A 24,387-nucleotide genomic window follows, 5' to 3' on the forward strand; every position below is an offset into this window, starting at 1 on the left:
AGGCTCGCGCCGCCGACATGGTCCTCCCCGACGCGGAGCGCGTGCTCTGCGTCGGGATCGGCGGAGGCGGCGACGTGGTCGGCGCCCTCGCCGCCGCGCAGCTCCTGGAACGGGAGACAGTGCTCGGCGGCCTCAGCTGGGAACGGCTGCCCGTCGACCCGGTCCCGGGTCCCCGGCGGATCGACGAGCTCGTCGACGCCACCCCGCTCGCCACAGCCGCCGCGCTCGCCGGCGCTACGACGCGGACCTCTTCCGGCGTGCTCTTCGCCGAGTCCCGGATCGCCGCCCATCTCGGCACCGCGACGGTCCTGATCGACCCAAATCCCGGTCCGGCGATCGTCGCCGACGGGCTGGCGGCCGCCGCGGACCACCTCGGTTGCGACGGGATCCTGCTCGTCGACGTCGGCGGCGACGTGCTCGCTCACGGTCACGAGGCAACGCTCGCGAGCCCGCTCGCCGACGCCACGCTGCTGGCCGCCGGCGCGCTGCTCGTCCGGCGCGGCCAGCAGGTCGCCCTCTGCGTGGTCGGTGCCGGCTGCGACGGCGAGCTGACGCCGCTGGAGGTCCGCGCCCGAATCGACGAAGCGGCCGCCCTCGGTGGCCTGCTCGCCGAGGTCCCGCTCTCCCCCACCGGCCTCGACGAGCTCGAGGCGGCCGTCGCCGACGTGCCGACCGAGGCCAGCGCGCTCGCGATCCGCTGCGCCCGCGGCCAACGTGGCCCGGTGCTGATCCGCAACGGACGCCGCTCGGTCGAGTGCACCGCGCTCGGCGGCCGGGCCGTCTTCCTCGATATCGAGGCGTGCCTCGCCGGGCCCGCGCGACTGGCCGTCGTCGTGCTCGACGCCGAGGACCTCGACGCCGCCGACCGACGCCTGGCCGAGCGCGGAATCACGTCCGAGCTGGCCTGGGAACGGGCCCAGCGCCCGAGCTGAGCGGGCCCCGGCCCCGGCCCCGGAGCCACCCTGGCCCGCGGGGTCGACGCGGCCGGGCGGTCAGTCCGCGGCGGCGGTGACCGTGACGGGGACCTCGGTGATCTCGCCCGCCTTGGTGATCAGGTAGCTGCGGACCTCGGGCTCGTCACCGGTGGTCCCCACGATCAGCCACTCGACGTTCGGCCAGTGGGCGGCGAAGTTGACGTCGGTCTGCGACGGGTAGGGCGCCGACCGGGTGTGCGAGTGGTAGATCACGCCGAGCTCGTCGCCGGCGTCCTCGATCTCGTCGTGAACGCCGAGCAGCGCCAGCGGAGCGATCTCGAACCCGAGCGGCTTGGGGCCGTCGAGGGCGTTCTCCAGCTCGTGGACGGTCACGGCGACGCCGTCCCGCACGCCGAGCACGCCGCAGCACTCGTCCGGCGCGTCACGCACGGCATGGGCGATGACCTGATCGAGCAGGCCCTGAGCGATCCGCATGCGGTCAGGCCGCGTGGCCGACGGCGACGCCGGAATCCGTCACGACTTGTCGCGCCCGAAGGCGTCCTCGGCCGTGTGCTCGTCGGCCTTGGCCGAAGCGGTCGTGGTCGCGACCGGGCTCGGAGCGGCGTGGACCTCGGCCGGCGCCTTGCGGACCGGCTTCTCATCCTCTTCCTCGAACGGGTTCGAGGAGGAGATGCTGTCCTTGAACTCGCGCATGCCCTTGCCCAGCGACTTCCCGACCTCAGGCAACTTCTTCGGGCCGAGGATCAGGAGCGCGACCACGAGGATCACGATCAGTTCGGGAGCACCGATAGGGCCCATCAGATCACCACCAAAGCGTTGATTCGAGTTTCTCGATCTCTTCGATCGGCTTCGTGTAGATGCCGGACGAGAGGTACTTCCAGCCGTCGTCGCAGACGATGAAGACGACGTTGCCCTCGTCCATCTCGTTCGCGATCCGGACGGCGACGCGGGCGATCGCGCCGGAGCTGACCCCGGCGAACAGGCCCTCTTCGTCGAGCAGCTTGCGCGTCCAGACGATCGCGTCCTGGTTGGTGACGAAGATCTTCCGGTCGAGCAGCGAGAGGTCGATGATCGGCGGGATGAAGCCGTCGTCCAGCGACCGCAGGCCCTGGACCGGCTCGCCCTGCATCGGCTCGGCGGCGACGATCTTGACGCGGTCGCCGAGCTCTTCCTTGAAGCGGCGGCCGTTGCCCATCAGGGTGCCGCCGGTGCCGAGGCCGGCGACGAACGCGTCGACCTCGCCGTCGAGCTCCTCGAGGATCTCCAGCGCGGTGCCGTTGTAGTGCGCGAGCGGATTCGCCGGGTTGCCGTACTGGTACGGCATCACGTACTGCGGATCCTCGGCGGCCATCTTCTCGGCCAGCGCGACGGCGCCGTTGGAGCCCTGGTCACCGGGCGAGTAGACGATCTCGGCGCCGTACATCAGCAGGAGGTCGGTGCGCTCCTTGGTGACGTTGTCCGGCATCACGACCTTGAGCCGGTAGCCCTTGCGCCGACAGATCATCGCGAGCGCGATCCCGGTGTTGCCGGAGGTCGGCTCGAGGATGATCGAGTCCGGACCGATCGTCCCGCGCGCCTCGGCGTCCTCGATCAGCGCCTTGGCGACGCGATCCTTGACCGAGCCGGTCGGATTGGCGGATTCGAGCTTCGCCCAGATCCGCACCCCCGGCTTGGGGGAGAGTCGCTTGAGCTCGATCAGCGGGGTGTGACCGATCGACTGCACGATGTCGCCGTAGCGACCGGCGCACGGACGATTCTCGAGAGGAGGGAGGGCCATGACCTCACGAAGTGTAGACACCCCGCAACCTCGGCCCGGCCAGTCTTCGTTCATGCGTCCACGGTGAGTCGCCGAGCAGGCGTGCACGAGCGAGCAACTAGGCTTGCCGCGTGGCACGCTCAGGCACGGATCGACGGACGCTCCGCACGACCGCGGCGATCCTCGACGCCGCGGAGGCGCTGTTCCACGTCCGCGGCTTCCACGCCACGACCGTGGAGGCGATCGCCGAGCGCGCCGAGGTCGCGGTCGGCTCGATCTACTTCCACTTCACCGCCAAGGACCGGCTCTACCTGGCGCTGGTCGAACGGGCGCTGGACGTCAACGAGCGCTACATGGCGGAGGCCTATGGCCAGGGGCGGTCGCCGCTCGAGGAGCTGCTGGCCGCCGCCGAGGCCTACCTCCGGTTCCACCTCGACCATCCCGGGTCGTTCCGGATGATCGCGCTCCGGGGCCTCGACGTCGGCGCAGGCCCGGAGCTGGCCGCGATCGAGGCCGGATTGGCCGACCGGGTCGAACGGATGGTCGGCCAGGTCGGCGACGCGATCGCGCGGGCCGTGGCCGCGGGCCAGGCGCGGGTCGACGACCCCGCTACGGCGGCGGTCTTCCTGTGGGGCTCGTGGAACGGCGTGGTCGCCCTCCACCAGCGCCCCGACCGCCTGGCCCTCGACGAGCAGCGGCTGCGACAGGTGCTCGCCGTCGGGCGGCGGATCGTGGTCGAGGGGTTGGCGTCGGCGACGCTGCGCAACGCCGACGGCACGATCTCGGACGAGCTCGCCGACTTTTTGTAGTGACGCTCAACTTCGGGTAGCGTTGCGGCCGTGATCCGTGTCGGGGCCGTCCAACTCGAGGCCGTCGTCGCCGACGTCGACGCCAACCTCGCGGCCTGCGAGCGCCTGGCCGACGAGGCCGCGGCACAGGGCGCGCGGGTGATCGCGCTGCCCGAGTTCTTCTCGACGGGGATCGCGTTCGACCCGGCGCTGGTCGATGCGGTCCTGCCGCCGGACGGTGCGGCGACCGTGCTGCTCCGTGCCCTGGCGCGACGCCACGGCGCGCTCGTCGGCGGGTCGTTCCTCTGCCGCGATCCCGATGGCCATGTCCGCAACGCGTACGTGCTGGCCGGGCCGGAGGGCGTGGTCGGCCGCCACGACAAGGACCTCCCGACGATGTGGGAGAACGCCTTCTACGTCGGGGGCGACGATCCGGGCGCGATCGAGCTGCGGCTGCCGGAGTCGGTCGCGCCCGAGCAGCCGGAGATCACGGTCGGGACCGCGGTCTGCTGGGAGCTGATGCGGACCCAGACCGTCCACCGCCTGCGCGGCCGGATCGACCTGGCGATGACCGGGTCCGGCTGGTGGTCGGTGCCGGAGTGGCGTCCGCGCGGCGTCTTCCGCCGACTCGAGGCCGCCAACGCGGCGACCGCCCACCTGGCGGCCGCGAGCTTCGCCCGCTACGTCGGCGCCCCGGTGGTGCACGCCGCTCACGCGGGCCGCCTGCGCTGCTCGATGCCCTGGCTGCCCGTCGGGTACGAGGGCCGGTTCGAGGGCGCGACGCTGATCTGCGACGGCGACGGACGGATCCTCGCCGAGCGCGCCCGCGACGCCGGCGAGGGCGTGGTCGTGGCGGACGTCACGCCGGGCCGCCGGCCCCCGTCGGCGATGCCGCCGGAGCGCTTCTGGCTGCACCGGCGGGGCGCCCTCGCCGCCGTGACCTGGGCCTACCAACGTCGTCACGGTCGCCGCTGGTACGCCAGCCACGTCGGCCCATCGGCCGTACGGCCGTCGCCCCCTCGCCCCACCTCACCGCACGGAGACGCAGCATGAATCCCTTGACCCAGTTCGGCCTCTGCCTCCTCGCCTTCGGCGCGCTATCCGGGTGGGTGGTGGTGCTGCGCACCGAGTACCCACAGGTCCTGACCCGAATCGGCGTGAAGAGCCCGCGGCGGCTACTCCAGGCGCACATCGACTTCATCATGATGGGCGTGATCCTGATCGCCGTCGGGCTTGCGCTGCCCGATCTCGCGGGCTGGAACCGCGCCCTGCTGATCGCCGGCACGATCGTGAACCCGCTGCTGTTCCTGCCGCTCGCGTTCCGCGAGGAGTGGTCGAAGGCGATCCCCTACCGGGTGATCACGATCCTGTCGTTCCTCGCCATGAGCACCGGGACCGTCGCCGCGGCGATCGCCGGCCTCGGCGCCTGAGGCTCCGCGGCCGGCGCACCCTGAGGGGCCGCCAGCGCGAAGCGGCCTACCCCGATGGCCAGCCGCGCCGGTGCCCGCCCGATCGCGCCGCGACCGCCGTCAGTTCGACGTGCTGAGCACCAGCGGGTAGACCTGACCCGCGCCGCGGCGGCGGAGCTGCCCGCCGACCATCGCCCCCGTCCAACCGCTCTGCCGCAGATCGTCGATCAGCAGGCAGGGCCCGGACGGCACGTCGCCGACGATCGCGAAGGCCCCCCGGACGTTCGCCGCCTGCTGGGCCGCGCCCCGCTGGTCCGCCTGCCGCGGCCGCTCTTCGCAGCGGGCCACGACGGGCTGCCACGGCAGCCCGAGCGCTGCGGCGACCCGCGCAGCCACGTCGGCCACCGGGTCCCCCGCCCGCCGGGACGGCACCGCCGCCACCCAGGCGACCGGCACGCGCCAACCACGAACGAGCTCGGCCAACGCGGTCACGACATCATCGCCCAGCCGGCCGGCCTCGAGCTCCCCGCGGACCTGCGCGTCCCAGCCGGCGTCCCCCCGACGCGCGAGCGCGCGCCCCGGCTCGATCCGCGCACCGTCCGGGATCTTGCGCATCTTGCCGCTGACCGCATCCGGAGCCATCCGCTTGGGCTCGAACCCGACCGGCCGCGACCGCAGCGCCGCCTGCGCCTCGCGCACGAGCTCACGGTCCGGGGCGCGGTCGTACTTCGCCGCGGTGCAGATCGCGCAGCGGCCGCAGTCGGACGGATCGGGATCGTCGAGCTGTTCCTGCAGCGTCCGCATCAGGCAGCGGCCGTCGGTGCCGTAGGCCGCCATCGCCTCCTGCTCGCCCCGCCGCAGCGCCGTCACGTGGTGGTAGCGGTCGGCATCGTAGGTCCAGGTGCTGCCCGGCTCGTGGACCCAACGGCCCCCGGAGCGCCCGACCGCGCCCTCGACGTCGAGGACCTTCAGCATCGCCTCCAGGCGGGTCAGGCCGAGGTTGACCTGGGCCTGGATCTCCCGCGTGGTCGCCCCCGCGTCACCGACCTCGGCCAGGATCCCGCGGACCTCCGCCACCCGTTCCGCGGACGGGAACGCCTGGGTGATGAAGAAGTCCTGGATCCGCCGGTCCTCGCTGCCGCGCAACAGGACGACCTCGGCGTGGTCGACACCGCGCCCCGCTCGGCCGACCTGCTGGTAGTAGGCCACCACCGATCCAGGCGCCTGGTAGTGGACGATGAACCCCAGGTCCGGCTTGTCGTAGCCCATCCCCAGGGCGCTGGTGGCCACGACCGCCTTGACCTGGTCGTCCTGCAACCGTCCTTCGAGCGCGATCCGGTGCTCGGTCGCCTGCTGGCCGGTGTAGGCCTCGGCCGCGATCCCGTGGTCGGCCAGGAACGCCGCGACCTGCTCGGCGTCGGCGACGGTCAGCGTGTAGACGATCCCCGAGCCCGGAAGCTCGTCCGGGCCGCTCCGCAGCCGCTCGACCAGCCACGCCAGACGCTCGGCGGGATGCGGCAGCTCGACCGTCTCCAGCCGCAAGCTGGTGCGGGCCAGCGATCCACGGTAGGTCTGGAGGGCTCGGCCGGCGCTCTCCGCCCCTCCGTCCGCGGACGCGGAGCCGGCGGCCGTCAGCTGTTCGACGACGTCGGCCACCACTCGATCGTTGGCCGTCGCCGTCGTCCCGAGCACCGCGGCGTCCGGCGGCAGCCCGGCGAGCACGTCCCGGATCCGCCGGTAGTCGGGGCGGAAGTCGTGTCCCCAGTCGGAGACGCAGTGGGCTTCGTCGATCACGAGCAGGCCCGTGCGCGCCGCGACCAACGGCAGCAGCCGCTCGCGGAAGCGGTCGGCGTTCAGACGCTCGGGACCGATCAGGAGCAGGTCGACGTCGTCGGCCCCGATCAGGCGCTCGATCTCCGTCCACTCGCCCTGGTTCGTCGAGTTGATCGTGTGCGCCCGCAGGCCCATCGCCTCGGCCGCCGTCAGCTGGTTGCGCATCAACGAGAGCAGCGGCGAGACGATCAGCGTCGGCCCCGCGCCCCGGGCGCGCAGCAACGCCGTCGCGACGAAGTAGACCGCGCTCTTGCCCCAGCCGGTCCGTTGGACGCAGAGGACCCGGGCCCGATCCTCGACGAGGTCGCGGATCGCGTCGAGCTGGTGCTCGCGGAAGACCGCCTCCGGGTTGCCGGTCAGCTGCCGGAGGCGGGTGAGGGCCTCGTCGGCGAGGGACGGGGCGGGCTGCAGCGTTTCCGACATCCCGGTCCATGCTGACGAACCAGTCGTGCCACGTGGGTTGCGCGCCGTGCCAATAGCGCGCAGGCCCTGTGCCAACTTCGTCACGAACGGGCTCCAACGGCCGCTCGCACGCGAGCTGTGCTCCTAGCGGTCGTCCTAGCTGCCGTCCTACGCCGGTCGCGCGACGCGCTCACCGGCGGCACCGCGGTCCCGATCGGCCCAGACCGCCACGACCGCGAGCAGCGCGATCACGGCGCCGAACAGCGCCACCGTGGTCGACAGGTCGAGCGTGTCCGCGAGCAGCCCCTCCCCGATCACCGGCAGCATCATGCCCAGGTAGGCCGCGACGTAGAAGGCACTGAACAGCTCGGCCCCACCGCCGTCGCCGGCCGCCTGGTGCAGCCGCCCGAGCGCCCCCTGGAACGCGACCCCGAACGCCGCGCCGATCACGACGATCGCCACCAGGTAGAGCGCGAGGCTGCCGACCTCGATCGCCACGGCCTGGAGCGCGAGACCGGGGACCAGCCCGAGCAGACCGAGCCGCTGCTGCCGTGCGACTGGCACTCGGGCGTGCAACAGCGGCGGCACCGCCAGCGCCACCACCGCCATCAGGCAGGGGACGGCGCCGGCGAGCAGGTGACTGGGCTGCCCGAGGCCGACCCGCAGGAACGTCCCCGTCAAGGCGCTGACCAGCCCGAGGACGGCGAACCCGCAGAAGCCGGCCGCCGCGGTCGTCGCGAAGGCCCGGGCCTGACCGGAGGGCACGCCGACGCGCGGCCAGCTCGGTCGGGCCGGGCGCCGTTCGGCCACCGTCTCGCGCACGCGCAGCAGAACCAGCCCCGCGAGCACCACCAGCGCCAGGTGGACGACGTAGGCCGTCGTCGTCGGGCTCACCAGCCACGCCGCGATCGCGCCGGCGACCAGCGCCCCCGCGCCACCCCCGAGGATCGTCGCCACACCGGACAGCTGGCCTGCCCGCGCCCGCCACCGCTCGGGCGCCGCCTCGACCATCCCGGCGGCCGCGGCCCCGGTCAGCAGCGCGACGGCGATCCCGCAGAGGAAACGGCCGACCAGCAACGCCCAGAGCCGGTCGCTCCCGAGCGCGAAGCAGAGGTCGCTGAGAAGGACGACGCCCAGCCCGATCGCGATCACCGGACGCCGCCCGAGCCGATCGCTGAGGTGCCCGCAGGTCAGCAGGGTGAGCAGGACGCCGAGTGCATAGGCCGCGAACAGCACGGTGATCGCCGTCGCCCCGAGGTCCAGGCGCTCGGCGTAGAGCACGTAGAGCGGGGACGGCAGTTGGCTGGCGAGGACGACGACCACCAGGATCGACGCCAGCAGCACCAGCGGCCAGGCCGACTCGCGGCGGACGGTGAGCACTGCGGCCTCCGGGGGATTCGCGGGGAGGCCCCTGCCGGGGGAGCTGGCGCGCCGGTCCATGGGGCCACGGTAGCAGCCGAAGTGACCGATGGTCACTAATCAATTAGGCGTACCTTACCCGCCGCCCTGAACGCCGCCCAAGAGGGTCTCGAGCAGCACCTCGAAGCGGGGCGCCGGCTCGAGCGGCGACGTCCGCGCCTGCTCGGTGGCGACCCAGCCGACGACGCTCGTGCCGAACGCGTACCAGTACTGGACGGCATCGTCGTGCGCGAGCCCCGCATCGACGACCAGGACCGTGACGACCCGCTGCTGGAGGCGGTCGTAGGCGGCCGTGTGCTCGTGCGGCCCGACCAGCCGGTGGGCGTGCCCGGGAGCCGCCAGCAGGACCCGCCGGATCGTCCACCCCAGCTCGACCAGCCAGGCGCGCCACTCGCCGTCGACCGGCCCCTCCCGCGGCGTCATCCGCTCCAGCACGACGTCGCTCACCAGCTCGACCAGCGCCTCACGGCTGGCCACCCAGCGGTAGAGCGCCCCGTGCGAGACCCCGAGCCGGCGGGCCAGGCCGTGCATGCTCAGGTCCGCGAGATCGAGCTCGAGGGCCGCCTCGATGATCGCCTCGCGGCTCAGCCGTGGGGGCCTCCCGGGGCCGGGATGCGGCGACGGGACGGGCGTCACCGCGCGCACCCCGGACCACACGGCCGGCCGGGCGTGGGTGACGAGCGGGCGATCTCCGACATCGCCCCAATGCTGACGGACCGGACCGCACCCGGTGGGCCGGAATCGACCACCGGCGCTCGGCGGGCCCCGGTCGGCCCCAGCCCGAAGCCCGCTGAACCCCCGATCGCCGCGGGGCTCGCTCGCGGTCGAGCCCGACCGGACGTCCACCGGCGCCCCGCCTATGCGTCCAAACCGCCGAACGACCAGCCACCCGCGCGTAACGTGCACGCTGCGAGGTCGTGTGGTGGGCCCGGGAGGCCAGAATGACGCGGTGCACCGTCCGTTGGCTGCTGTCGGCGGCGTTCCTCATCTCGATGTCCCTGATCGCCGTGATCCCGGCGCAGTCGTCGACGGTCGTCGGCCGCTCGACCGACGCCCAGGGCAAGGGCGTCTTCACGCTCGACGGCAATCCGTGGGTGTCGATCGGCTGGAACGACTACACGCTCTCCAACCACCCGGTGCTCGGAGACCAGAACTGCGGCGACCCGATGAGCTCGGAGGACTTCACCCGCCAGATGGACCGGATCCAGGCCACCGGGGCCAACACGATCCGCGTCTGGTTCTTCCAGGAGTACTACCACGACGCCCCGAGCAACGATCGCTGGCGGCCGTTCGTCCGGATCCTCGAAGGGGCCAAGGATCGTGGCCTGAAGATCGTCCCCGTGCTGATCAACCAGTGGTCGGCGTGCGACCGCGCCAACGACTGGTACGACCAGGCGGACAACGGCCAGTACGGCAACCTCACGACCGGGTTCTACGCGAACGACTACTCGACCGCCGGGGCCACCCCGATGGAGAGCTACGAGTTCTCCGCGCGCGCGTGGGCCCAGCAGGTCGCCAAGCGCTTCAACCCCGACTCGGGCTACGCGTCGACGATCGCGTTCTTCCAGCTCGTCAACGAGGCCGAGACCCGGACCTGGGCCAACGACAAGCAGTGCACCCCCGGCGGCGCGCAGGTGCTCCGGAACTTCGCCGACGACATGACCGGTGCCCTGAAGACCGCCTACGTCGATGGCGTCAGCGGGCGCCAGGCCCCGCTCGTGTCGCTCGGGACGATGGGGATCGGGCAGTGCGGTCAGAAGCCGGAGGACGCGACCCCCTCCGATCCCAACGACGACCGCACCGAGTACGAGTACATCCACGACGGGGCCGTCGACATCTGCGAGGTCCACGACTACGACGCGATGAACGAGGCGTGGCCGACCAACGTCTACGGCATCGCCGGCAACAGCTTCGCCGACCGGCTCAGCGAGTGCGGGAGCAAGCCCTTCATCGTCGGCGAGGCGGGGATCAAGGCGAACGTCCGCGCCGGGGCCAAGGGCCGCTTCGACGACCCTCCGACGTACTACGAGAGCGACCCCACGACCACGGCGACCCTCCAGCGCCGCGCGGACTGGTTCCACGACAAGATCAGCACCGCGCTCGGCAACGGGACCGACGGCTACCTGCTGTGGGACAAGTACTTCCTGAAGACGACCCACCCGTACAACAAGGGCCGCCACGAGAACTTCGGCATCGGGGCGCCCGGCGATCCCACGACGTGCGCCTTCCGCTCGTTCACCGCCGCCCCCAACTGCGGCCCGTTCGGCCCCCCGGTCGGGGCTCCGGACGACGGCGTCTTCACCCACTACGGCTTCGAGCAGGACGACGCCGGCTGGGGCTCCGACTCCTGGAACGGGCTCACCGTCGGGCGCTCGAGCTACGTCAGCGACCAGGGCGACTACGCGCTCGCCGTGAAGATGGCGGCCGAGCCGACCAAGGCCTACGCCGGGGTCGGCACCTACTACGGCCTGACCGGCCTCGATTCGGGGACCGTCGTCACCCTCCGCTTCCACAGCGCGAGCGACGCCGACCAGGTCCAGGTCCAGCCCTACGTGAAGGACGCGAGCTGGACCGCGCACTTCGGGTCGACCACGAGCCTCTCCGGCTCGGGCTGGCAGACCGTGACGTTCACCGTTCCGACGGTCGACGCGGTGCAGGCGATCGGCGTCCACTTCCTCAACCCCCAGCACCAGACCGGCAGCGTCCATCTCGACACGGTCCGCTGGTAGCGGCGACCACGGAGCCCTTCCCATGACCACCGTTCTCTCCCCTCGCCAGCGACTAGCCCTCGCGCTCGCGGCGGTCGTGCTCAGCCTCCTGGCCGTCGCCGCGGTGCTGCTCGCGACGAACGCCAACGGCGCTCCGGGCACGATCAGCGCGAACGGCGACCAGCTGAGCTGGGACGTCCCGGGTCGAGCCAGCGTGACGATCCGCACCACCCCCGGCACCGCCTGCGGGGGAGCGCCGTGCGCTGTCCTGAGCGACGCCGAAGGCGCCTCTGCCCCCACCGGTTCGTGCGTCGCGACGGACGCCGGCGGCCCCGGCGTGCGCTGCCCGACCGACGGCCTCCGTCGTCTCCAGGTCACCGGCCAGCCCGGACCGAGCAACCTGCCCGTCAGCGTCGCGGTCGACCGTTCGCCCGGTCAGCCGTGCCCGGCGTACGAGCTGGCGATCGTCCAGACGGCCAGCAACGGGCCGGTCAGCGCCCGCGACGGCTGCCGCCAGCTGATCGAGTGCTCGAGCCGCTACACCGGTCCGATCGACGCCGACGGCCTCGACGAGGTCTCCGCCGACTGCACCCGCGTCGACGTCGACGGCAAGGTCCTCCGGCGACCGGGGACCGGTGGGGCCTGCGGCGACTCCAGCAGCAACTGCTCGCCCGGCGGGGGCGGGGGCGGCTCGTCGACGAGCGGGATCCACCCCGTCACCGGCCCGAGTGGGCCGACGATCCCCGAGCACCGAGCACCGTCGGGGAAGACGCCCAGCGGTGCCCCGCTGATCTCGTCGGTCCGACTCCAGCCCGCCGGCCGGCACGCGCTCCGGGCGCATTTCTCGCTGGGCCAGGAGGCGCGGGTCTCGGCGGTGCTCTTCCGGCGCACGCCCAAGCGGCGCTGGAAGCTCGTCGCCAGCATCCCGCGACCGGGTCGCCTCGGTGCGAACCAGGTCCTCTTCCGCTCGAGCGCCCGCGCCCGGATCACCCCGGGCCTCTACCGCACGATGGTCGTGATCGCGCTCCCCGAGGGCAAGCCCGTCACGTCGCGCGCGATCCGCAAGCGCTGAGCGGCCGCCCGCGGAATCCGCCGACAGCTCACGGTCCGGCCCCGAGGACGGCGCCGGACCTCGTTCACCGCGCGGCCGGGGCCAGCGTCCCCCGGCGCCCCTGGAGGAACTCGGCCTCCGCCTCCCCCAGCGGCGTCGACGGCGGCGCCCCGTGGAGGTACTCCGCCGCGATCGCGCCCCAGTCGGCCCCCGCCCGCAGCTGGCCGAGCACGATCGCGACGATCGCGTGCATCCGCCGGGCGAGGATCGCCTCCGGCGGGATCGTGAACTGGTTGACCTGATCGCGGATCTCGGCCCGCTGCTCGCGGTTGGGCCGCTCCCGCCCGCCCCCGTGCCCGCCGGGACCCCCGCGGGCGTCCTCGGGGGTGAATCGCCGCTCACCCGGGAGCGCGTACCAGCCCGAGACCGAGCGCATCATCCGCAGCGTCCACTCGGCGTCGACCGCCTCGGCCCGCGCGGGAGGCAGGTACCCGCCGTTCCGGAGGGCTGCCTTCAGGCCCTCGGCGTCACCGGCCGTCAGCGCGGCGGCGATCGTCCGCTCCCCCGCGAGCTGGCCCGGATCGACGTCCTTCAGGAGACCGAAGTCGAGGAAGCAGACCCGGCCGTCGGCGCAGCGCAGGTAGTTGCCCGGGTGCGGGTCGCCGAGCGCGATCCCGTCGCGGTAGAGCAGCCCGAAGAAGAACCGGAAGACGATCTCGCCGTAGCGGTCGCGTTCGGCCTCGTCGCTGCGGCGGACCGCCTCGAAGCCCTCGCCCTCGACGTACTCGGAGATCAGCACCCGCCGCGTCGACAGGTCGGTGCGGACCCGCGGGACCTTCATGGACGGGTGCCCGCGCAGCAGCCGCTCGATCCGACGCTGGTTCTGGGCCTCGAGCTCGTAGTCGAGCTCCTCGCCGATCCGCTCGCGCATCTCGGCCGCGAGCGCCCGCGCGTCGAGCCCCGGCGCCAGCCGCTTGACCAGCGGCAGCAGCAGCATCGCGTTGCGGAGATCGGTCTCGACCGCCTCGGCGACACCCGGATACTGGACCTTGACGACCACGTCGTCGCCGTCGAGGGTGGTCGCCCGGTGGACCTGGCCGATCGAGGCGGCGGCGAACGCCTGCTCGTCGAAGCTCGCGAAGACGCTCGAGAGCGGGCCGCCCAGCTCCTGGCGCAGCAGCTTCTCGAGCTTGGAGAAGGGGACCGGAGGAACGTCGTCGCGGAGCGCCGCCAGCTTGCGCTGGAGCTCGTCCTGCTCCTCGTCCGGGAGCCCGTCGAGCTCGACCATCGAGAGCATCTGGCCGACCTTCATCGCCGCGCCCCGCATCTGGCCCAGCTGCTCGACGAGCTGGTTGACGAGCGCCGCGGTGCGGTCGCTCTGGGCCTCGGCGGCCCGTTCGGGGGTGCGGACGCGGTTGGCGGCCCGCATCCCGGCCCAGCGCAGGCCCTGGCCGGCGACGAGGCCGCCGACCCGAGCGGTCCGGGAGACCCGACTGGTCGGGAGCTTCCCGGCTTCGGGCGGCGGTTCGTTCGGCCCGTCGGTCATACCGACGAGCGTACCGCCCTGTCCTCAGCGTTCCCTGAGGGACGGGTCCTCAACGCGGGTGCGTGCGAGGGGTTCGTGGATCAAGCAGGTCGGTGCGCGCGGGGCGAGAGCTGGGCGCCAGCCCTGCCGAGCCCCGTGCGTGCCGAGATGCGCCGCGTCCACGGTCGCCTCGCACCGCCCGCCGAGGTGCGAAGCGCCTACGGGCGCGCCGCACCGCCCGCCATGGCCGGGAGGATGACGATGGTGTCGGCCTCCACCACGGCGGTCTCGAGGCCGCCGAGGACGCGGACGTCCTCGTCGTTCAGGTAGACGTTGACGAACCGGTTGAGGTCGCCGTCGGCGCCGAACAGCTGCGTCTTGAGCTCGCCGTGGGCTTCGACGAGCGCGTCGAGCACCTCGCGGACGTTGCTGCCGTCGGCGGACACCTGACGCTCGCCGCCGACGGCGGGACGCAGAACCGGAGGAATGCGAATCGTGGCCATGGAAGGATCAATCGTAGTGGGATGGAGACGCCCGCCGCGAACGACGAGCCGGGACGACGCAGGCGCCGCTCGCGGCGAACGGTTGCCTGGAACAGCTCGGGCCGAAATCTCAGCTGCCGGGCCGTCGGACTGAGGCGAAGGTATCGGGGGCGCTGGCAAGGACGCAGGACCCGCCGAAGGCCGCCAGGCCTTCAAGCGGTCCGAGGACACCGCCAGCGCCCCCGAGACCGAGCCTCAGCCGGCGGCCGCGCAGAAGGCCTCGTAATCGGGGAAGACGCCGATCTCGTCCTCGGAGATCGACTCAGGATCGCGGGAGCAGACGGGGCAGTTCGGATCGCGCCGGACCTTGACCTCGTTCATCTCGGCCGCGAGCGCGTCGTACATCACCAGGCGGCCGCGGAGCGAGTCGCCCTTGCCGATGATCAGCTTGATGACCTCGGTCGCCTGCAGCAACCCGGCGGTCCCGGGCAGCACGCCCAGCACGCCGTTGGCGCCGCAGGACGGAGCCAGCTCGGCGGGCGGCGGCTCGGGGAAGAGGCAGCGGTAGCAGGGGCCGTCGTTGGCGGTGTCGAAGACCGACAGCTGGGCCTCGAAGCCGAGGATCGCGGCGCTGACCACGGGCTTGCCGAGGCGGACCGCGGCGTCGTTGATCAGGTACCGCGTCGGGAAGTTGTCGGTCCCGTCGACGATGATGTCGTAGCCGCGGAAGATCTCCAGGACGCTGCTGCTGTCCAGCCGCGTCTCGTGCGCGATGACCTTGACCTCGGGGTTGAGGTCGTTGATCCGGCGGGTGGCCGACTCGACCTTCGAGACGCCGACCGTCGAGGTCCCGTGGACGACCTGGCGCTGGAGGTTGGAGAGGTCGACGACGTCGTCGTCGACGATCCCGATCGTGCCGACGCCGGCCGCGGCCAGGTAGAGCGCGTTCGGCGAACCGAGCGCGCCCGCGCCGATCAGCAGCACCTTGGCGTCGATCAGCTTGATCTGCCCGTCGAGGCCGACCTCGTCGATCAGGATGTGGCGGCTGTAGCGCTCGCGCTGCTCGGCGGTCAGCGTCCGCGGGACGTCGACCTCGTAGCCGCGGTCCTTCCAGAGCGTGTAGCCCCCGGTCATCGACTCGACCTTCGCGTACCCCAGGTCCTCCTGGAGCGTGCGGGCGGCCAGCGCCGAGCGGTTGCCGGACGCGCAGTAGAGGATCACGCGCTTGTCGCGATCGCCGACGGCGCCGTCGATCCGCGACTCGAGGAATCCGCGCGGGACGTGGATCGCCCCGGGCAGCTTCCCGGCCGCGACCTCGTCGCTCTCGCGAACGTCGATCAGTACGACGCCCTCGTCGAAGAGGACATCGTGCACCTGCGCCGGATCGACCTCGTCGACCTGGCCCTTGATCTGGCGGACGAATTCCGCACCCGAGGGGGTCATGTCATCACCTGAACGTCCATGGGAATTAACTACTTTACAAAGTGTAGCGACTGTCGCAAGCCGGTTGCCAAACCGCCCGCAGTACTCGCGCGACGCGCGCGAAGCGGACGAGCCTCTACCCTCGGTCGTACCGTGAACGCGCGCGTCCGCCTGTCCCTGTTCGTCACCGCCGTCGTGGTCCTCGGAGTCTGCACCGTCCTGGCCCTCGCCCGTCCGGGAAGCTCCGACGGCGGCGTCGCCGACGGCATCGTCAGTGCCCAGTCGCCGTACGTCGGGGCGACCCGCCCGCCCGCTCCGTCACCGGCCTTCCGCCTGCGGGACCAGCACGGCAAGCCGACGAGCATCGATCAGTTCCGCGGCCAGCCGCTGATCGTCACCTTCATCTACAGCACCTGCGAGGACACCTGCCCGGCCGCGGCCCGGCAGATCGCGTCGGCGCTCGACACCCTCGACCAGCCGGTCCCGACGCTGGCCGTCAGCGTCGATCCGGTCGGGGACACGCCCGCGTCCGCCCAGCGCTTCCTCAACAAGATGCGGCTCGGGACGCGAGCGAAGTTCCTGCTCGGCGACCGCGCCCAGCTCGCGCCGGTCTGGAAGGCCTACGCGATCGAGCCCCAGGGGCCGAAGTTCGACCACTCCGCCTACGTGCTCGTGCTCGACGGCCAGGGACGCCAGCGGGTCGCGTTCCCGGTCGACAAGCTGACCGCGGACGGGCTCGCCCACGACGTCCGCGTCGTCCAGGCCCAGGACGCCGCCGGCGACACGCCGACGGCGACCCGCGGCTGAACCGACTCAGCCGGGCTGGCCCGCCGCCCGCTCCGCGTTGCGCTGGATCCGATCCTCGCGGCGGAGCGCGTCGACGAAGACCAGGCCGAAGGCGATCCCGAAGACGAGGATCTCCAGCAGGCACATCGAGGCGCCCGCGAGCTGCTGGTCGGTCAGCGGATCGATCCCGCGCCGCGCCGCGGTGACCGCGTAGTCGGGGAACATCTCGCGCCCCATGAAGGTGAGCGGCAGGCAGACCGCGACGGTCGCGAACCGCGACGCTGCGATCACGGCCAGCCGCTGCATCCGCGGGCGATGGCGTCGGCGGCCGAGCGGATCGATCACGACCCACCAGAGCAGGACGCCGGTGTAGAACAGCAGCGCGTGCTGGAGCAGGTGCAGGACGGGGCTGCTCTGGGTCAGCTGGAGCATCGCCGGCACCGCCCACGTCCACTGCATCGCCGCGAACAGGCCGACGGCGACGAACGGATTCGTGAGGAAGCTCGTGATCCGGCCCCAGCGTCCGCGCGGAGCGAGCAGCCGCAGCGCTGCGCGGGGCAGCCCGAGGGTCAGCAGCGGGCTGCGGAGCCCGAGCACGAGCAGGGCCGAGGCGAGGTCCGCCAGCAGCACGTGCTGGAGCATGTGCGCGGACAGCAGGTCGTCCGCCGCCGACGACAGCGGCGGGACCGCGGTCGCGACGATCGCGAGCAGGCCGAGCCCGAAGGGCAGGATGTGGCTGATCCCGAGCTGGGCACCGCCCGGCTTGCGGCGAGCGGTACGGAACAGGCGGGCGTAGACGTAGGCGTAGACCGCCGCGATCGGGAGGACGGTGACCAGCTGTGCTGGCCAGGTTGCCGTCGCAAGGGTGAGGGACATGAGGTTCTCCGGCGTGCGCGCTCCTCCGGAAGCCGGCAGGAGCACCGTGATCGGGTCGTAGGCCGCGGCCGGGCCGCGAGCGTCGGCGACGAACGCGAGGGCGCGCGCCGTCGCTTCCGACGGCGTTCAGGACCCGGGCCGGGTCCTCAGGAGGGCGCGCTCGCGAGGCCCGCCCGGGGTGGCGGGCGGCGGGCGAGCCGATCGCCGACCAGCGCGCTTCCGCGGACGACCGGACCGCTGGCCCGGCGCGCCTGCCGGGGCACGCGGGCGTCGGCAGGCCGCTGACGGCGCGGGCGACGGGCGATCCCGCGCAACCGCGCCAGCGACCGCTCGCCGACGTAGCGCGACAGCAGCAACGGCAGCAGCAGGACCAGGCCGGGGGCCAGGAACAGCAGGCCGGTGCCGAGCTCGGTCGACGCCAGCGCACAGGCCAGCGCCACCAGGACGGCGGCGGCCACGGCAACCCGATGACGACGAGTCGTCATCGGGGCGAGTCTAGTTGATCGTCTCGCCCGTCTCGCCCGTCTCGCCCGTCACCGGCCAAGCCGGCCTCGTGCGTGATCCGATCAGCGATCGGTCGCGAGCGCCGCCAGCGCGGCGTCCTCGCGGTCGCACGCGGCGAGGTAGACGGCCCAGCGCTCGGTTCCCGGACGGGCGGTCCAGGCGGCCCACTCGGTGTGGGCCTCGTCGCGGGCGGCTTCCCAGGCGGCGCGGATCATGTCCTCCGCGTCGGAGCGCCACACGACGATCTCGTGCGTGTCGTCGATCGAGTCGAGCAACAGGTGAAGCTGGTGACTGTCACGCGTGGGCATCTGGCTCTCGGGTCTGACGGTGGGTCGTTACCCGGGAGAACCCCGGACCGGCCCGTTGGTTGCGCTCGGCCTGCGAATACGCGCGACCGTACCGACGACAGGTGATCCCACTCCCCGCCTCCGTCGGCGGCGCCCCACCCCGGGGTTGCGCCGCCAGCGCGCCGCGCTCCCGGTCAGGAAGCGGGCGGGAGCTCGTCGTCCGCGATGCCCTCGCCGAAGCCGTCCTCGGCCTCGTCCTCCGGCAGCTTGCGGCCGGCGTACCAGAGGCCGCCGGCGACCAGCGCGACCGGGGCCAGGTAGAGCAGTGCGTGGTACCAGTGACCGACGTGGGCGAGGACCATCACGACAGCAACCATAGCCCGAGCGACGTGAACCCGACCATCACGGCCAGCATCCAGTACTGCGATCGGGCTGCTGCCCGCGGCCCGCGGAAGGTCCGCAGCGCCAGGTCGTGCGCAGCCACCAGCCCGGCGACGTGGCCGAGCACCAGCGCGGTGACCTGGACGTACCAGGTGCCGTTGCCGCTGAGCACGCCGTAGTCGACGCCCCAGCCGGAGGTCCCGAGCCAGTTCGAGCCGTCGCCCCGCGGGTCCGACAGCAGGTAGCCCATCGTCTGCCCCTGCTGGAGCAGCAGCGAGCAGTAGTGCGCGACCGCGTAGCCGAGCGCGATCGGGACCAGGGTCGGCGCGAACCGGCCCATCAGGTCGCGCGAGCTCAACCGGGTCGGATCGACGCTCCGAATCCCGGCGATCCCGAGCCGAACGAAGCCGCTGACCAGGCCGATCACGGCGAGCAGGCCGACGGTCTTCGCCGCCGTCGCCGCCCCGTTGGGACCGAGCCCGAAGACCGAGCTGAAGAAGTCCTCGAGCGTCGGGCCGACCGCGCCGTCGGAGGTCCACAGCTCACCGGCGGAGATCCCGTCGAAGGTCGTGGAGCCGATCAGCACCAGCACGACCGCGGCGAGCCCGATCTCGGGCCGGACCTCGCCCAGACCGGTGGCGGGCCAGCGCAGGTGCAGCCGGCCCTCGGTCCAGCGCAGCGGCGCGAGCGCCGCGGCCAGCCGGAAGTACTGCCCGAAGCCGTCGGCCTGGTCGAGGAAGCGGGTGCCGTAGAGGCTGGCGCCGATCAGCATGACCGCGCCGTAGACGAGCACCAGCACGCCGAGCACGCCCGGATCGTCGTGGCTGGGGGCCGCCAGCTCGAGCCAGGCGAAGCAGAGCAGGACCAGCGCCGCGGGCCAGAGGCCGAGCCGCGCGGGGTACGGCTGCGGGGTCGGCAGGCCGTCGGGGCCGGCGATCCGGCGTCCGATCCAGCCGGCGAAGTCGGCGATCGCCCGCCACGGGCTCAGGGCCCGCCAGATGTCGCCGACGAACAGCGAGAGCACCGGCAGCCCGACCCAGAAGCTGACGTAGACCATCGTCGGGGCGATGTTCGCCTGGACGTTGCTCGTGCCGGTCAGGCCGGCCCAGATCGTGAGGGCCCAGAGCGCGACCCCGAGCAGGCCGAGCACGACCCGGCCGACGTGGCGGACGGGCGCCGGCACCGCCACCGAGCGCCCGACCGCCAACGCCGCCAGCCGCGGCCGGGGCCAGAGGACCATCAGCCCGACGAACGAGACCACCAGGACGATCGCGGCGGCCCAGGCGAACAGCCACTCCGGGATCGGCAGCGTCCGCGTCCCGCCCAGCCCGTGGGCGGCGGCGGAGGAGGGCGCGAGCAGGAGCAGGACGACGCCCAGCAACGCCGCCGACCCCCACCACGCCCGATGCGATCGGCGGCGAGACATGCGGCGGATGCTACGGCGCCAGAACGATGTACCGTGTCGCCCCCATGCGCGTGCCCGCCGAGAGCATCCCCGCCCCCGCGTTCCCCCGGCCCGCACTCTGGCTGAACGTCGCCATGCTGCGGATGGACCAGCAGCGAGGCCGTCCGGTCCTGGTCGAGTTCTGGGACTTCTGCCGCCCCGCTTCGGTCCGCAGCCTGGAGTACCTCAAGGCCTGGCACGAGCGCTACGAGCCGCACGGCCTGCGGGTCGTCGGCGTGCACTGGCCGGGCTTCCCGTGCTCCAAGGGCTACGACGTGATCAAGCCCGCCGTCGAGCGGCTCGGGGTCGAGTTCCCGGTCCTGATCGACGACGACGCCAAGTACCGCGACGAGGTCGAGGCCCCCGGCTGGCCCGCCCGCTACCTGTTCGACGGCAAGAGCTGGCTCGTCGACTACCACCACGGCGAGGGCGGCTACCGGGAGACCGAGGAGGCGATCCTCGAGCTGCTCGGCCTCGACGAGCAGCCGCTCGCCCCGCAGCGTCCGGTCGACGACGACGATGCGCTGCTCGTGGTCCCCTCTCCCGAGCAGGAAGGTCCCTGGTCGGGGTCCTACACCGCGGGCGAGGTCTGGGCCGTGCTCGAGCCGCCGGCCGAAGGCCCCGGCGCGATCCAGGTCAACGGCGAGACCGTCACCGTCGACCATCCCGGCGCCTACCTGCTGATCGATCACGGCGGGCTCTCGGCGACCGGCGAGCTCGACCTCGTCGCCGACGAGGGCACGATCGTGCACGGGGTCAGCTTCGCCCCCGGGCTGTCCGCCGGCTCGGCGAACGGCAGCGCCCACGACGGCGAGTAGCGCCCGCCCGACGCGGCGGGCGCGGCGGGCGCGAGAGCACCGTTCTACGTGCCTACCGCCCCATCTCCGTGCTCTCGCCGCCGCAACGACGGCGAGAGCACTGTTTTGGAGACGGCCTCTCCGCCTGGTCCTCGCCCCCGGCGGCGTCCCGACGCCGCTCACGTCCGGGAGACTGCGGAACCACCCATCTAGGCCGACGCGAACGGGTCGCGGACGTCGTCGAGCAGCCCGAGCAGGCGCGGAACGCCGTCGGAGCCGATCCGGATCGCCCGTCCGGGCCAGTACGGCGAGGCCGCCGGATCGCTGCCGCTGAGCAGCGTCCCGTCGTAGACCCAGCAGCCGCAGTTGTGCAGGCGACTTCCGTCGTCGAGCCGCCACTCCCAGGCCGCGTCGCCCGACTGCGGCCCCGCGCGGTGGCTGTGACCGACGATCAAGTGGCCGGGGTGCACGTCGAGACGGGTCGCGACCGACGCGATCGCGCGGGTGCCGGCGATCCGCAGCGCGTCGGGAGTCAGCTGCCCCTCGAAGTCGCCGATCCCCGCCCGTCCGAGCAGCCGGATCGCCCGCGGGAGCCCGGTCCGCAGCATCCGGCCGCGCCACGAGGTCCGGTCGTTGAGGTGCTCCCAGACCCCCGCCGACGTCCGCTGCGAGGCGCTGACGCCGTGGCCCGCAGCGTGGTCGGCGAGGCCGTCCATCCAACCGTAGGCCGGTCCCAGCAACCGCTCGAAGCTGTCCGGGTCGCGGAGGTCGTCGGTCCCGGTGCCGTGGATCCGGGCGACCAGGCCGGCCGCCAGCCGCTCGACGGTCGGGATCCGCCAGAGCGCATCCATGTAGTGACCGTGGGTCACCAGCACGCCGCCGGACGGCCCGGACGGCCCGGACGGCCCGGACGGCGCGACCAGCCAGGCGGCGGGATAGGCGATCCGGACCTCGGCGGGGGCGAGCGCCTCGGCGACGGCGACGGCGATCTCGGAGACCTCGTCGGGAGCGACGTCGTTGGTCAGCGCGAGCGGGCGGTCGCCCATCCGCAGGTGGTCGAGCCACGGCCGGACGAGCCGGTGGTCGTGGTTGCCCGCGAGCAGCAGGACCTGGCGGTCGGGGCCGAGCCGCTCCCCCAGCGCGCGCAGCGCGGGGCGGGCCCGATCGAGGATCTCGCGCGGCGGCGCGTGGCGCAGCTCGAGCAGATCCCCGGCGACCACCAGTCGCTCGACGTCGTCGAGCGCGGCCAGCAGGCGGTCGCGCGCGACGCCGGGAGCGCGCAGCACGTCGGCGCCGCCACCGGACCCGAGGTGCAGGTCCGAGACGACCAGGGTCGGCGTGGCGGTGCCGGTCATCTGCCCGCCGCCCGTCGTCCGACCGCGGAGGCGGCTCAGGCCCCGACGGCCTCGCGGGCGTGCTGCTCGACGCGGATCGCCTTCGGCAGCATGAAGCGGACGTCCTCGCGGATCACCTCGAGCTGCCGCACGTCCTTCGTCCCCCGCGAGCGGAACAGCTCCAGCAGCTGCTCGACGAGCTCCTCGGGGGCACTGGCGCCGGAGGTGATGCCGATCGTGCGTCGCCCCTCGAGCCACTCCTCCTGGACCTCGGTCGCGTTGTCGATCAGGTAGGAGTCGGTCCCGAGCTCGCGCGTGACGTCGACCAGGCGCAGCGAGTTGGAGGAGTTCTTCGAGCCGATCACGAGCACCAGGTCGCACTGCTCGGCCAACGCCTTGACCGCCGACTGGCGGTTGGTCGTGGCGTAGCAGATGTCGTCCTTGCGGGGCCCGGTGATGTGGGCGAAGCGCTCGCGCAGACGGGCGATGATCTCCTTCGTCTCGCCCACCGAGAGCGTCGTCTGGGAGATGTAGGCGAGCTTCTCGGTCTCGGGGTCGATCTCGAGCCGGTCGACGTCCTCGATCGTCTCGACGAGCGTGATGTGCTCGGGGGCCTCGCCCATCGTGCCCTCGACCTCCTCATGGCCGGCGTGGCCGATGAGGATCATCTGGTAGCCGTCCTCGGCGAACTTGACGGCCTCGCGGTGGACCTTGGTCACCAGCGGGCAGGTCGCGTCGATCGTCCGCAGCCCGCGCTCTTCGGCGTCGGCGTGGACGGCGGGGCTGACCCCGTGGGCGCTGAAGACGGTGATCGCGTTCGCGGGGACCTCGTCGGTCAGCTCGTCGACGAAGATCGCGCCGCGCGCCTGGAGGCTCTCGACCACGTGCTTGTTGTGGACGATCTCCTTGCGGACGTAGACCGGCGGGCCGTAGAGGTCGAGCGCGCGCTCGACCGTCTGGACGGCCCGGTCGACCCCTGCGCAGAATCCGCGCGGGCGCGCCAGCAGGACGGTGTCCGGGGTGGAGAGCGCGGTCACCCCACCATCGTAGCGGCTCCGTCCGTGACCTCCGCCGATCTCCGACGCCGACGGTCGGCTATTCGCCCGACGGAACTGCGCGCGTGGGACCGGCCCTGGTGCCGGGTCCCCGCGCCCTCCGCGCGTGACCGGCGCCGCTAGCGCCGTCGGCGCTCGGCCGCCAGCCAGGCGACCATCGTCTCGCCGGTGGCGTCGATCGCCCGCGACGAGAGCCGATCGAGGGTGTCCTCGACCGTGTTCTTCTGCGGGTAGCTCCAGTCGATCAGGTCGACCGCGGGCACGCCCGCCTCGAGGAACGGGACGTGGTCGTCGATGATCGCGAACTGGCTCACCCCGGCGAAGACCGTCCCGACGCCGACCCGCTGAGCGGCCGAGCGAACCCGACTCCAGAGCTTCTGGTCGGAACGCGGCTCGCGGGGCAGTCGCAACCCGCGGTTGGCGGCGTAGTCGACCAACGTCAGCGCCTCGACCTCGTCCGCGTGGGCGTCGGCGTAGGCCTTCGATCCGCGCAGGCCGTCGCGCGCGAACTGGCTGTCGTCGCCTCCGGGCGGCAGCTCCTCGCCGTCGAAGAGCACGAAGCGGATCTCGCGCCCGCCGGCCGGGCGCGGTGTCCGCGCCAGTCTCCGCGCCGCCTCGAGCACGACCGCGGTGCCCGCCGCCGAGTCGTTGGCCCCGACGAAGCCGGTCGGCAGGATCTGCGTGTCGTAGTGAGCCGCGAGCACGATCGCGGGCTTGCGCCCCGGGATCCGCCCGACCAGGTTGAACAGGCCGGGGTGCCCGTCGACCGCCTCCTGGCGGCCCCGCGGCAAGCGCGCGAGCAGCTGCGGGCGTAGCCGCTCCAGCGCCGTCGACGTCGAGGGGCGCGGCCCGAAGCTGAGTTGCGTCTTGACCAGCCGCAGGGCCCGGTCCGCGTCGAAGCGGTCGACCGTCGCCCGCGGCACCCGCGGGTCGGCGCGCTGGGCGGCCCGCAGCTGGGCGTTCAACGATGGCTCCGGCGCAGCCTCCGTGGTGGTGGTCGCCGCCGTCGCCGCCGAAGCGGCAAGCGCGGCACTGGTCGTCGCCGGATCGTCCTCTCCGCCACCGGCGAGCAGGACGACCAGCAGGACGATCACGACGGCCGCCGCGCCCCCGATCGCGACGAGCCACCCGCGCGACCCCCACCCGCCTGGCCCCTTGGAGGACGCTGCCGAAAGATCAGGAGGCGCGGTCAT

Annotated in this window: 25 protein-coding genes; 8 read left to right on the forward strand and 17 right to left on the reverse strand. The window is 72.8% G+C overall.

Translation table 11 applies throughout. The annotated features are described in order from the left end of the window. Positions 1-17 precede the first annotated feature (17 nt). Positions 18-932, forward strand: coding sequence for a DUF1152 domain-containing protein (locus ACVUH9_RS17975; protein WP_475759376.1), 915 nt, complete (start codon positions 18-20; stop codon positions 930-932). Positions 933-992: 60 nt separating this feature from the next. Here the strand turns inward: ACVUH9_RS17975 and ACVUH9_RS17980 are convergent, their stop codons facing one another. The 3 genes from ACVUH9_RS17980 to ACVUH9_RS17990 are packed head-to-tail and all read right to left on the reverse strand — an operon-like array spanning position 993 to position 2,712. Next, positions 993-1,409 carry a M67 family metallopeptidase gene (locus ACVUH9_RS17980; RefSeq protein WP_475759378.1) on the reverse strand — a complete coding sequence of 139 codons (417 nt, stop codon included), beginning with the start codon at positions 1,407-1,409 and terminating at the stop codon, positions 993-995. 39 nt (positions 1,410-1,448) lie between these two features. Beyond that, the gene (gene tatA / locus ACVUH9_RS17985) at positions 1,449-1,733 is read right to left on the reverse strand and encodes a twin-arginine translocase TatA/TatE family subunit (protein ID WP_475759380.1); all 285 of its coding nucleotides are present in this window, start codon (positions 1,731-1,733) and stop codon (positions 1,449-1,451) included. Positions 1,734-1,737: 4 nt separating this feature from the next. Beyond that, positions 1,738-2,712 carry a PLP-dependent cysteine synthase family protein gene (locus ACVUH9_RS17990; protein WP_475759382.1) on the reverse strand — a complete coding sequence of 325 codons (975 nt, stop codon included), beginning with the start codon at positions 2,710-2,712 and terminating at the stop codon, positions 1,738-1,740. Between the two features lie 110 nt (positions 2,713-2,822). Between ACVUH9_RS17990 and ACVUH9_RS17995 the strand changes: the two genes are divergently transcribed. Genes ACVUH9_RS17995 through ACVUH9_RS18005 form a run of 3 tightly spaced genes read left to right on the forward strand, consistent with a single transcriptional unit; the run spans position 2,823 to position 4,909 of the window. Then, entirely contained in the window at positions 2,823-3,500 is a 678-nt protein-coding gene (locus ACVUH9_RS17995; RefSeq protein WP_475759383.1) for a TetR/AcrR family transcriptional regulator, read from the forward strand. 30 nt (positions 3,501-3,530) lie between these two features. Next, entirely contained in the window at positions 3,531-4,532 is a 1,002-nt protein-coding gene (locus ACVUH9_RS18000; RefSeq protein WP_475759385.1) for a carbon-nitrogen hydrolase family protein, read from the forward strand. Then, positions 4,529-4,909: a hypothetical protein gene (locus ACVUH9_RS18005; RefSeq protein ID WP_475759387.1), complete on the forward strand. Its 381-nt coding sequence runs from the start codon at positions 4,529-4,531 to the stop codon at positions 4,907-4,909. The genes ACVUH9_RS18000 and ACVUH9_RS18005 overlap by 4 nt, the downstream gene beginning before the upstream one ends. Before the next feature lie 99 nt (positions 4,910-5,008). Here ACVUH9_RS18005 and ACVUH9_RS18010 read toward each other — a convergent pair whose 3' ends face one another. The 3 genes from ACVUH9_RS18010 to ACVUH9_RS18020 form a co-directional block, all read right to left on the reverse strand. Continuing rightward, entirely contained in the window at positions 5,009-7,144 is a 2,136-nt protein-coding gene (locus tag ACVUH9_RS18010) for a RecQ family ATP-dependent DNA helicase (RefSeq protein ID WP_475759388.1), read from the reverse strand. Between the two features lie 147 nt (positions 7,145-7,291). Next, positions 7,292-8,563: an MFS transporter gene (locus ACVUH9_RS18015; protein WP_475759390.1), complete on the reverse strand. Its 1,272-nt coding sequence runs from the start codon at positions 8,561-8,563 to the stop codon at positions 7,292-7,294. A 54-nt stretch (positions 8,564-8,617) separates the two neighbouring features. Next, positions 8,618-9,178: a TetR/AcrR family transcriptional regulator gene (locus ACVUH9_RS18020; protein ID WP_475759392.1), complete on the reverse strand. Its 561-nt coding sequence runs from the start codon at positions 9,176-9,178 to the stop codon at positions 8,618-8,620. Between the two features lie 356 nt (positions 9,179-9,534). Here ACVUH9_RS18020 and ACVUH9_RS18025 point away from each other — a divergent pair, with 356 nt between their 5' ends. Next, entirely contained in the window at positions 9,535-11,271 is a 1,737-nt protein-coding gene (locus ACVUH9_RS18025) for a hypothetical protein (protein ID WP_475759394.1), read from the forward strand. 22 nt (positions 11,272-11,293) lie between these two features. Then, on the forward strand, positions 11,294-12,322 hold the full coding sequence (locus ACVUH9_RS18030; RefSeq protein ID WP_475759396.1) for a hypothetical protein: 1,029 nt from the start codon (positions 11,294-11,296) through the stop codon (positions 12,320-12,322). 64 nt (positions 12,323-12,386) lie between these two features. On the opposite strand, the gene ACVUH9_RS18035 is transcribed toward ACVUH9_RS18030, so the two are convergent. The 3 genes from ACVUH9_RS18035 to moeB all read right to left on the reverse strand — a co-directional run bounded on the left by ACVUH9_RS18035 (position 12,387) and on the right by moeB (position 15,751). After that, the gene (locus ACVUH9_RS18035) at positions 12,387-13,847 is read right to left on the reverse strand and encodes an ABC1 kinase family protein (protein ID WP_475759398.1); all 1,461 of its coding nucleotides are present in this window, start codon (positions 13,845-13,847) and stop codon (positions 12,387-12,389) included. A 197-nt stretch (positions 13,848-14,044) separates the two neighbouring features. Next, a complete protein-coding gene (locus ACVUH9_RS18040) occupies positions 14,045-14,329 on the reverse strand; it encodes a MoaD/ThiS family protein (RefSeq protein ID WP_475759400.1) in 285 nt (94 codons plus the stop codon). Positions 14,330-14,563: 234 nt separating this feature from the next. Then, complete coding sequence (gene moeB, locus ACVUH9_RS18045; protein ID WP_475759402.1) at positions 14,564-15,751, reverse strand: molybdopterin-synthase adenylyltransferase MoeB; 1,188 nt, start codon at positions 15,749-15,751, stop codon at positions 14,564-14,566. Positions 15,752-15,883: 132 nt separating this feature from the next. Here moeB and ACVUH9_RS18050 point away from each other — a divergent pair, with 132 nt between their 5' ends. After that, positions 15,884-16,537: an SCO family protein gene (locus ACVUH9_RS18050; RefSeq protein ID WP_475759404.1), complete on the forward strand. Its 654-nt coding sequence runs from the start codon at positions 15,884-15,886 to the stop codon at positions 16,535-16,537. 6 nt (positions 16,538-16,543) lie between these two features. Here the strand turns inward: ACVUH9_RS18050 and ACVUH9_RS18055 are convergent, their stop codons facing one another. The 5 genes from ACVUH9_RS18055 to ACVUH9_RS18075 form a co-directional block, all read right to left on the reverse strand. Beyond that, positions 16,544-17,392 (reverse strand): cytochrome c oxidase assembly protein, encoded by an 849-nt coding sequence (locus tag ACVUH9_RS18055; RefSeq protein WP_475759405.1) that lies wholly within the window; start codon positions 17,390-17,392, stop codon positions 16,544-16,546. 146 nt (positions 17,393-17,538) lie between these two features. Further along, positions 17,539-17,877, reverse strand: coding sequence for a hypothetical protein (locus ACVUH9_RS18060; protein ID WP_475759407.1), 339 nt, complete (start codon positions 17,875-17,877; stop codon positions 17,539-17,541). Between the two features lie 81 nt (positions 17,878-17,958). After that, positions 17,959-18,204 (reverse strand): hypothetical protein, encoded by a 246-nt coding sequence (locus tag ACVUH9_RS18065; RefSeq protein ID WP_475759409.1) that lies wholly within the window; start codon positions 18,202-18,204, stop codon positions 17,959-17,961. Between the two features lie 173 nt (positions 18,205-18,377). Then, a complete protein-coding gene (locus ACVUH9_RS18070; protein WP_475759411.1) occupies positions 18,378-18,548 on the reverse strand; it encodes a hypothetical protein in 171 nt (56 codons plus the stop codon). Continuing rightward, entirely contained in the window at positions 18,545-19,990 is a 1,446-nt protein-coding gene (locus ACVUH9_RS18075) for a fenitrothion hydrolase (protein ID WP_475759413.1), read from the reverse strand. The genes ACVUH9_RS18070 and ACVUH9_RS18075 overlap by 4 nt, the downstream gene beginning before the upstream one ends. A 44-nt stretch (positions 19,991-20,034) precedes the next feature. Here ACVUH9_RS18075 and ACVUH9_RS18080 point away from each other — a divergent pair, with 44 nt between their 5' ends. Next, positions 20,035-20,826: a thioredoxin domain-containing protein gene (locus ACVUH9_RS18080; protein ID WP_475759415.1), complete on the forward strand. Its 792-nt coding sequence runs from the start codon at positions 20,035-20,037 to the stop codon at positions 20,824-20,826. A 188-nt stretch (positions 20,827-21,014) separates the two neighbouring features. Here the strand turns inward: ACVUH9_RS18080 and ACVUH9_RS18085 are convergent, their stop codons facing one another. From ACVUH9_RS18085 to ACVUH9_RS18095, 3 genes are all read right to left on the reverse strand, one after another. Further along, the gene (locus tag ACVUH9_RS18085; protein ID WP_475759417.1) at positions 21,015-22,160 is read right to left on the reverse strand and encodes a hypothetical protein; all 1,146 of its coding nucleotides are present in this window, start codon (positions 22,158-22,160) and stop codon (positions 21,015-21,017) included. A 35-nt stretch (positions 22,161-22,195) separates the two neighbouring features. After that, positions 22,196-23,176, reverse strand: coding sequence for a 4-hydroxy-3-methylbut-2-enyl diphosphate reductase (locus ACVUH9_RS18090; RefSeq protein ID WP_475759419.1), 981 nt, complete (start codon positions 23,174-23,176; stop codon positions 22,196-22,198). Positions 23,177-23,313: 137 nt separating this feature from the next. Then, complete coding sequence (locus ACVUH9_RS18095) at positions 23,314-24,387, reverse strand: M28 family metallopeptidase (protein ID WP_475759420.1); 1,074 nt, start codon at positions 24,385-24,387, stop codon at positions 23,314-23,316.

The organism is Patulibacter ginsengiterrae (genome assembly GCF_056269115.1).

Excerpts from the sequence above, each read along its gene's own strand:
- ACVUH9_RS17975 (WP_475759376.1), top strand. The coding sequence starts at position 18 with ATGGTCCTCCCCGACGCGGAGCGCGTGCTCTGCGTCGGGATCGGCGGA.
- ACVUH9_RS17980 (WP_475759378.1), bottom strand. The coding sequence starts at position 1,409 with ATGCGGATCGCTCAGGGCCTGCTCGATCAGGTCATCGCCCATGCCGTG.
- tatA (WP_475759380.1), bottom strand. The coding sequence starts at position 1,733 with ATGGGCCCTATCGGTGCTCCCGAACTGATCGTGATCCTCGTGGTCGCG.
- ACVUH9_RS17990 (WP_475759382.1), bottom strand. The coding sequence starts at position 2,712 with ATGGCCCTCCCTCCTCTCGAGAATCGTCCGTGCGCCGGTCGCTACGGC.
- ACVUH9_RS18005 (WP_475759387.1), top strand. The coding sequence starts at position 4,529 with ATGAATCCCTTGACCCAGTTCGGCCTCTGCCTCCTCGCCTTCGGCGCG.
- ACVUH9_RS18010 (WP_475759388.1), bottom strand. The coding sequence starts at position 7,144 with ATGTCGGAAACGCTGCAGCCCGCCCCGTCCCTCGCCGACGAGGCCCTC.
- ACVUH9_RS18015 (WP_475759390.1), bottom strand. The coding sequence starts at position 8,563 with ATGGACCGGCGCGCCAGCTCCCCCGGCAGGGGCCTCCCCGCGAATCCC.
- ACVUH9_RS18025 (WP_475759394.1), top strand. The coding sequence starts at position 9,535 with ATGTCCCTGATCGCCGTGATCCCGGCGCAGTCGTCGACGGTCGTCGGC.
- ACVUH9_RS18030 (WP_475759396.1), top strand. The coding sequence starts at position 11,294 with ATGACCACCGTTCTCTCCCCTCGCCAGCGACTAGCCCTCGCGCTCGCG.
- ACVUH9_RS18035 (WP_475759398.1), bottom strand. The coding sequence starts at position 13,847 with ATGACCGACGGGCCGAACGAACCGCCGCCCGAAGCCGGGAAGCTCCCG.
- ACVUH9_RS18040 (WP_475759400.1), bottom strand. The coding sequence starts at position 14,329 with ATGGCCACGATTCGCATTCCTCCGGTTCTGCGTCCCGCCGTCGGCGGC.
- moeB (WP_475759402.1), bottom strand. The coding sequence starts at position 15,751 with ATGACCCCCTCGGGTGCGGAATTCGTCCGCCAGATCAAGGGCCAGGTC.
- ACVUH9_RS18055 (WP_475759405.1), bottom strand. The coding sequence starts at position 17,392 with ATGTCCCTCACCCTTGCGACGGCAACCTGGCCAGCACAGCTGGTCACC.
- ACVUH9_RS18060 (WP_475759407.1), bottom strand. The coding sequence starts at position 17,877 with ATGACGACTCGTCGTCATCGGGTTGCCGTGGCCGCCGCCGTCCTGGTG.
- ACVUH9_RS18065 (WP_475759409.1), bottom strand. The coding sequence starts at position 18,204 with ATGCCCACGCGTGACAGTCACCAGCTTCACCTGTTGCTCGACTCGATC.
- ACVUH9_RS18075 (WP_475759413.1), bottom strand. The coding sequence starts at position 19,990 with ATGTCTCGCCGCCGATCGCATCGGGCGTGGTGGGGGTCGGCGGCGTTG.
- ACVUH9_RS18080 (WP_475759415.1), top strand. The coding sequence starts at position 20,035 with ATGCGCGTGCCCGCCGAGAGCATCCCCGCCCCCGCGTTCCCCCGGCCC.
- ACVUH9_RS18085 (WP_475759417.1), bottom strand. The coding sequence starts at position 22,160 with ATGACCGGCACCGCCACGCCGACCCTGGTCGTCTCGGACCTGCACCTC.
- ACVUH9_RS18095 (WP_475759420.1), bottom strand. The coding sequence starts at position 24,387 with ATGACCGCGCCTCCTGATCTTTCGGCAGCGTCCTCCAAGGGGCCAGGC.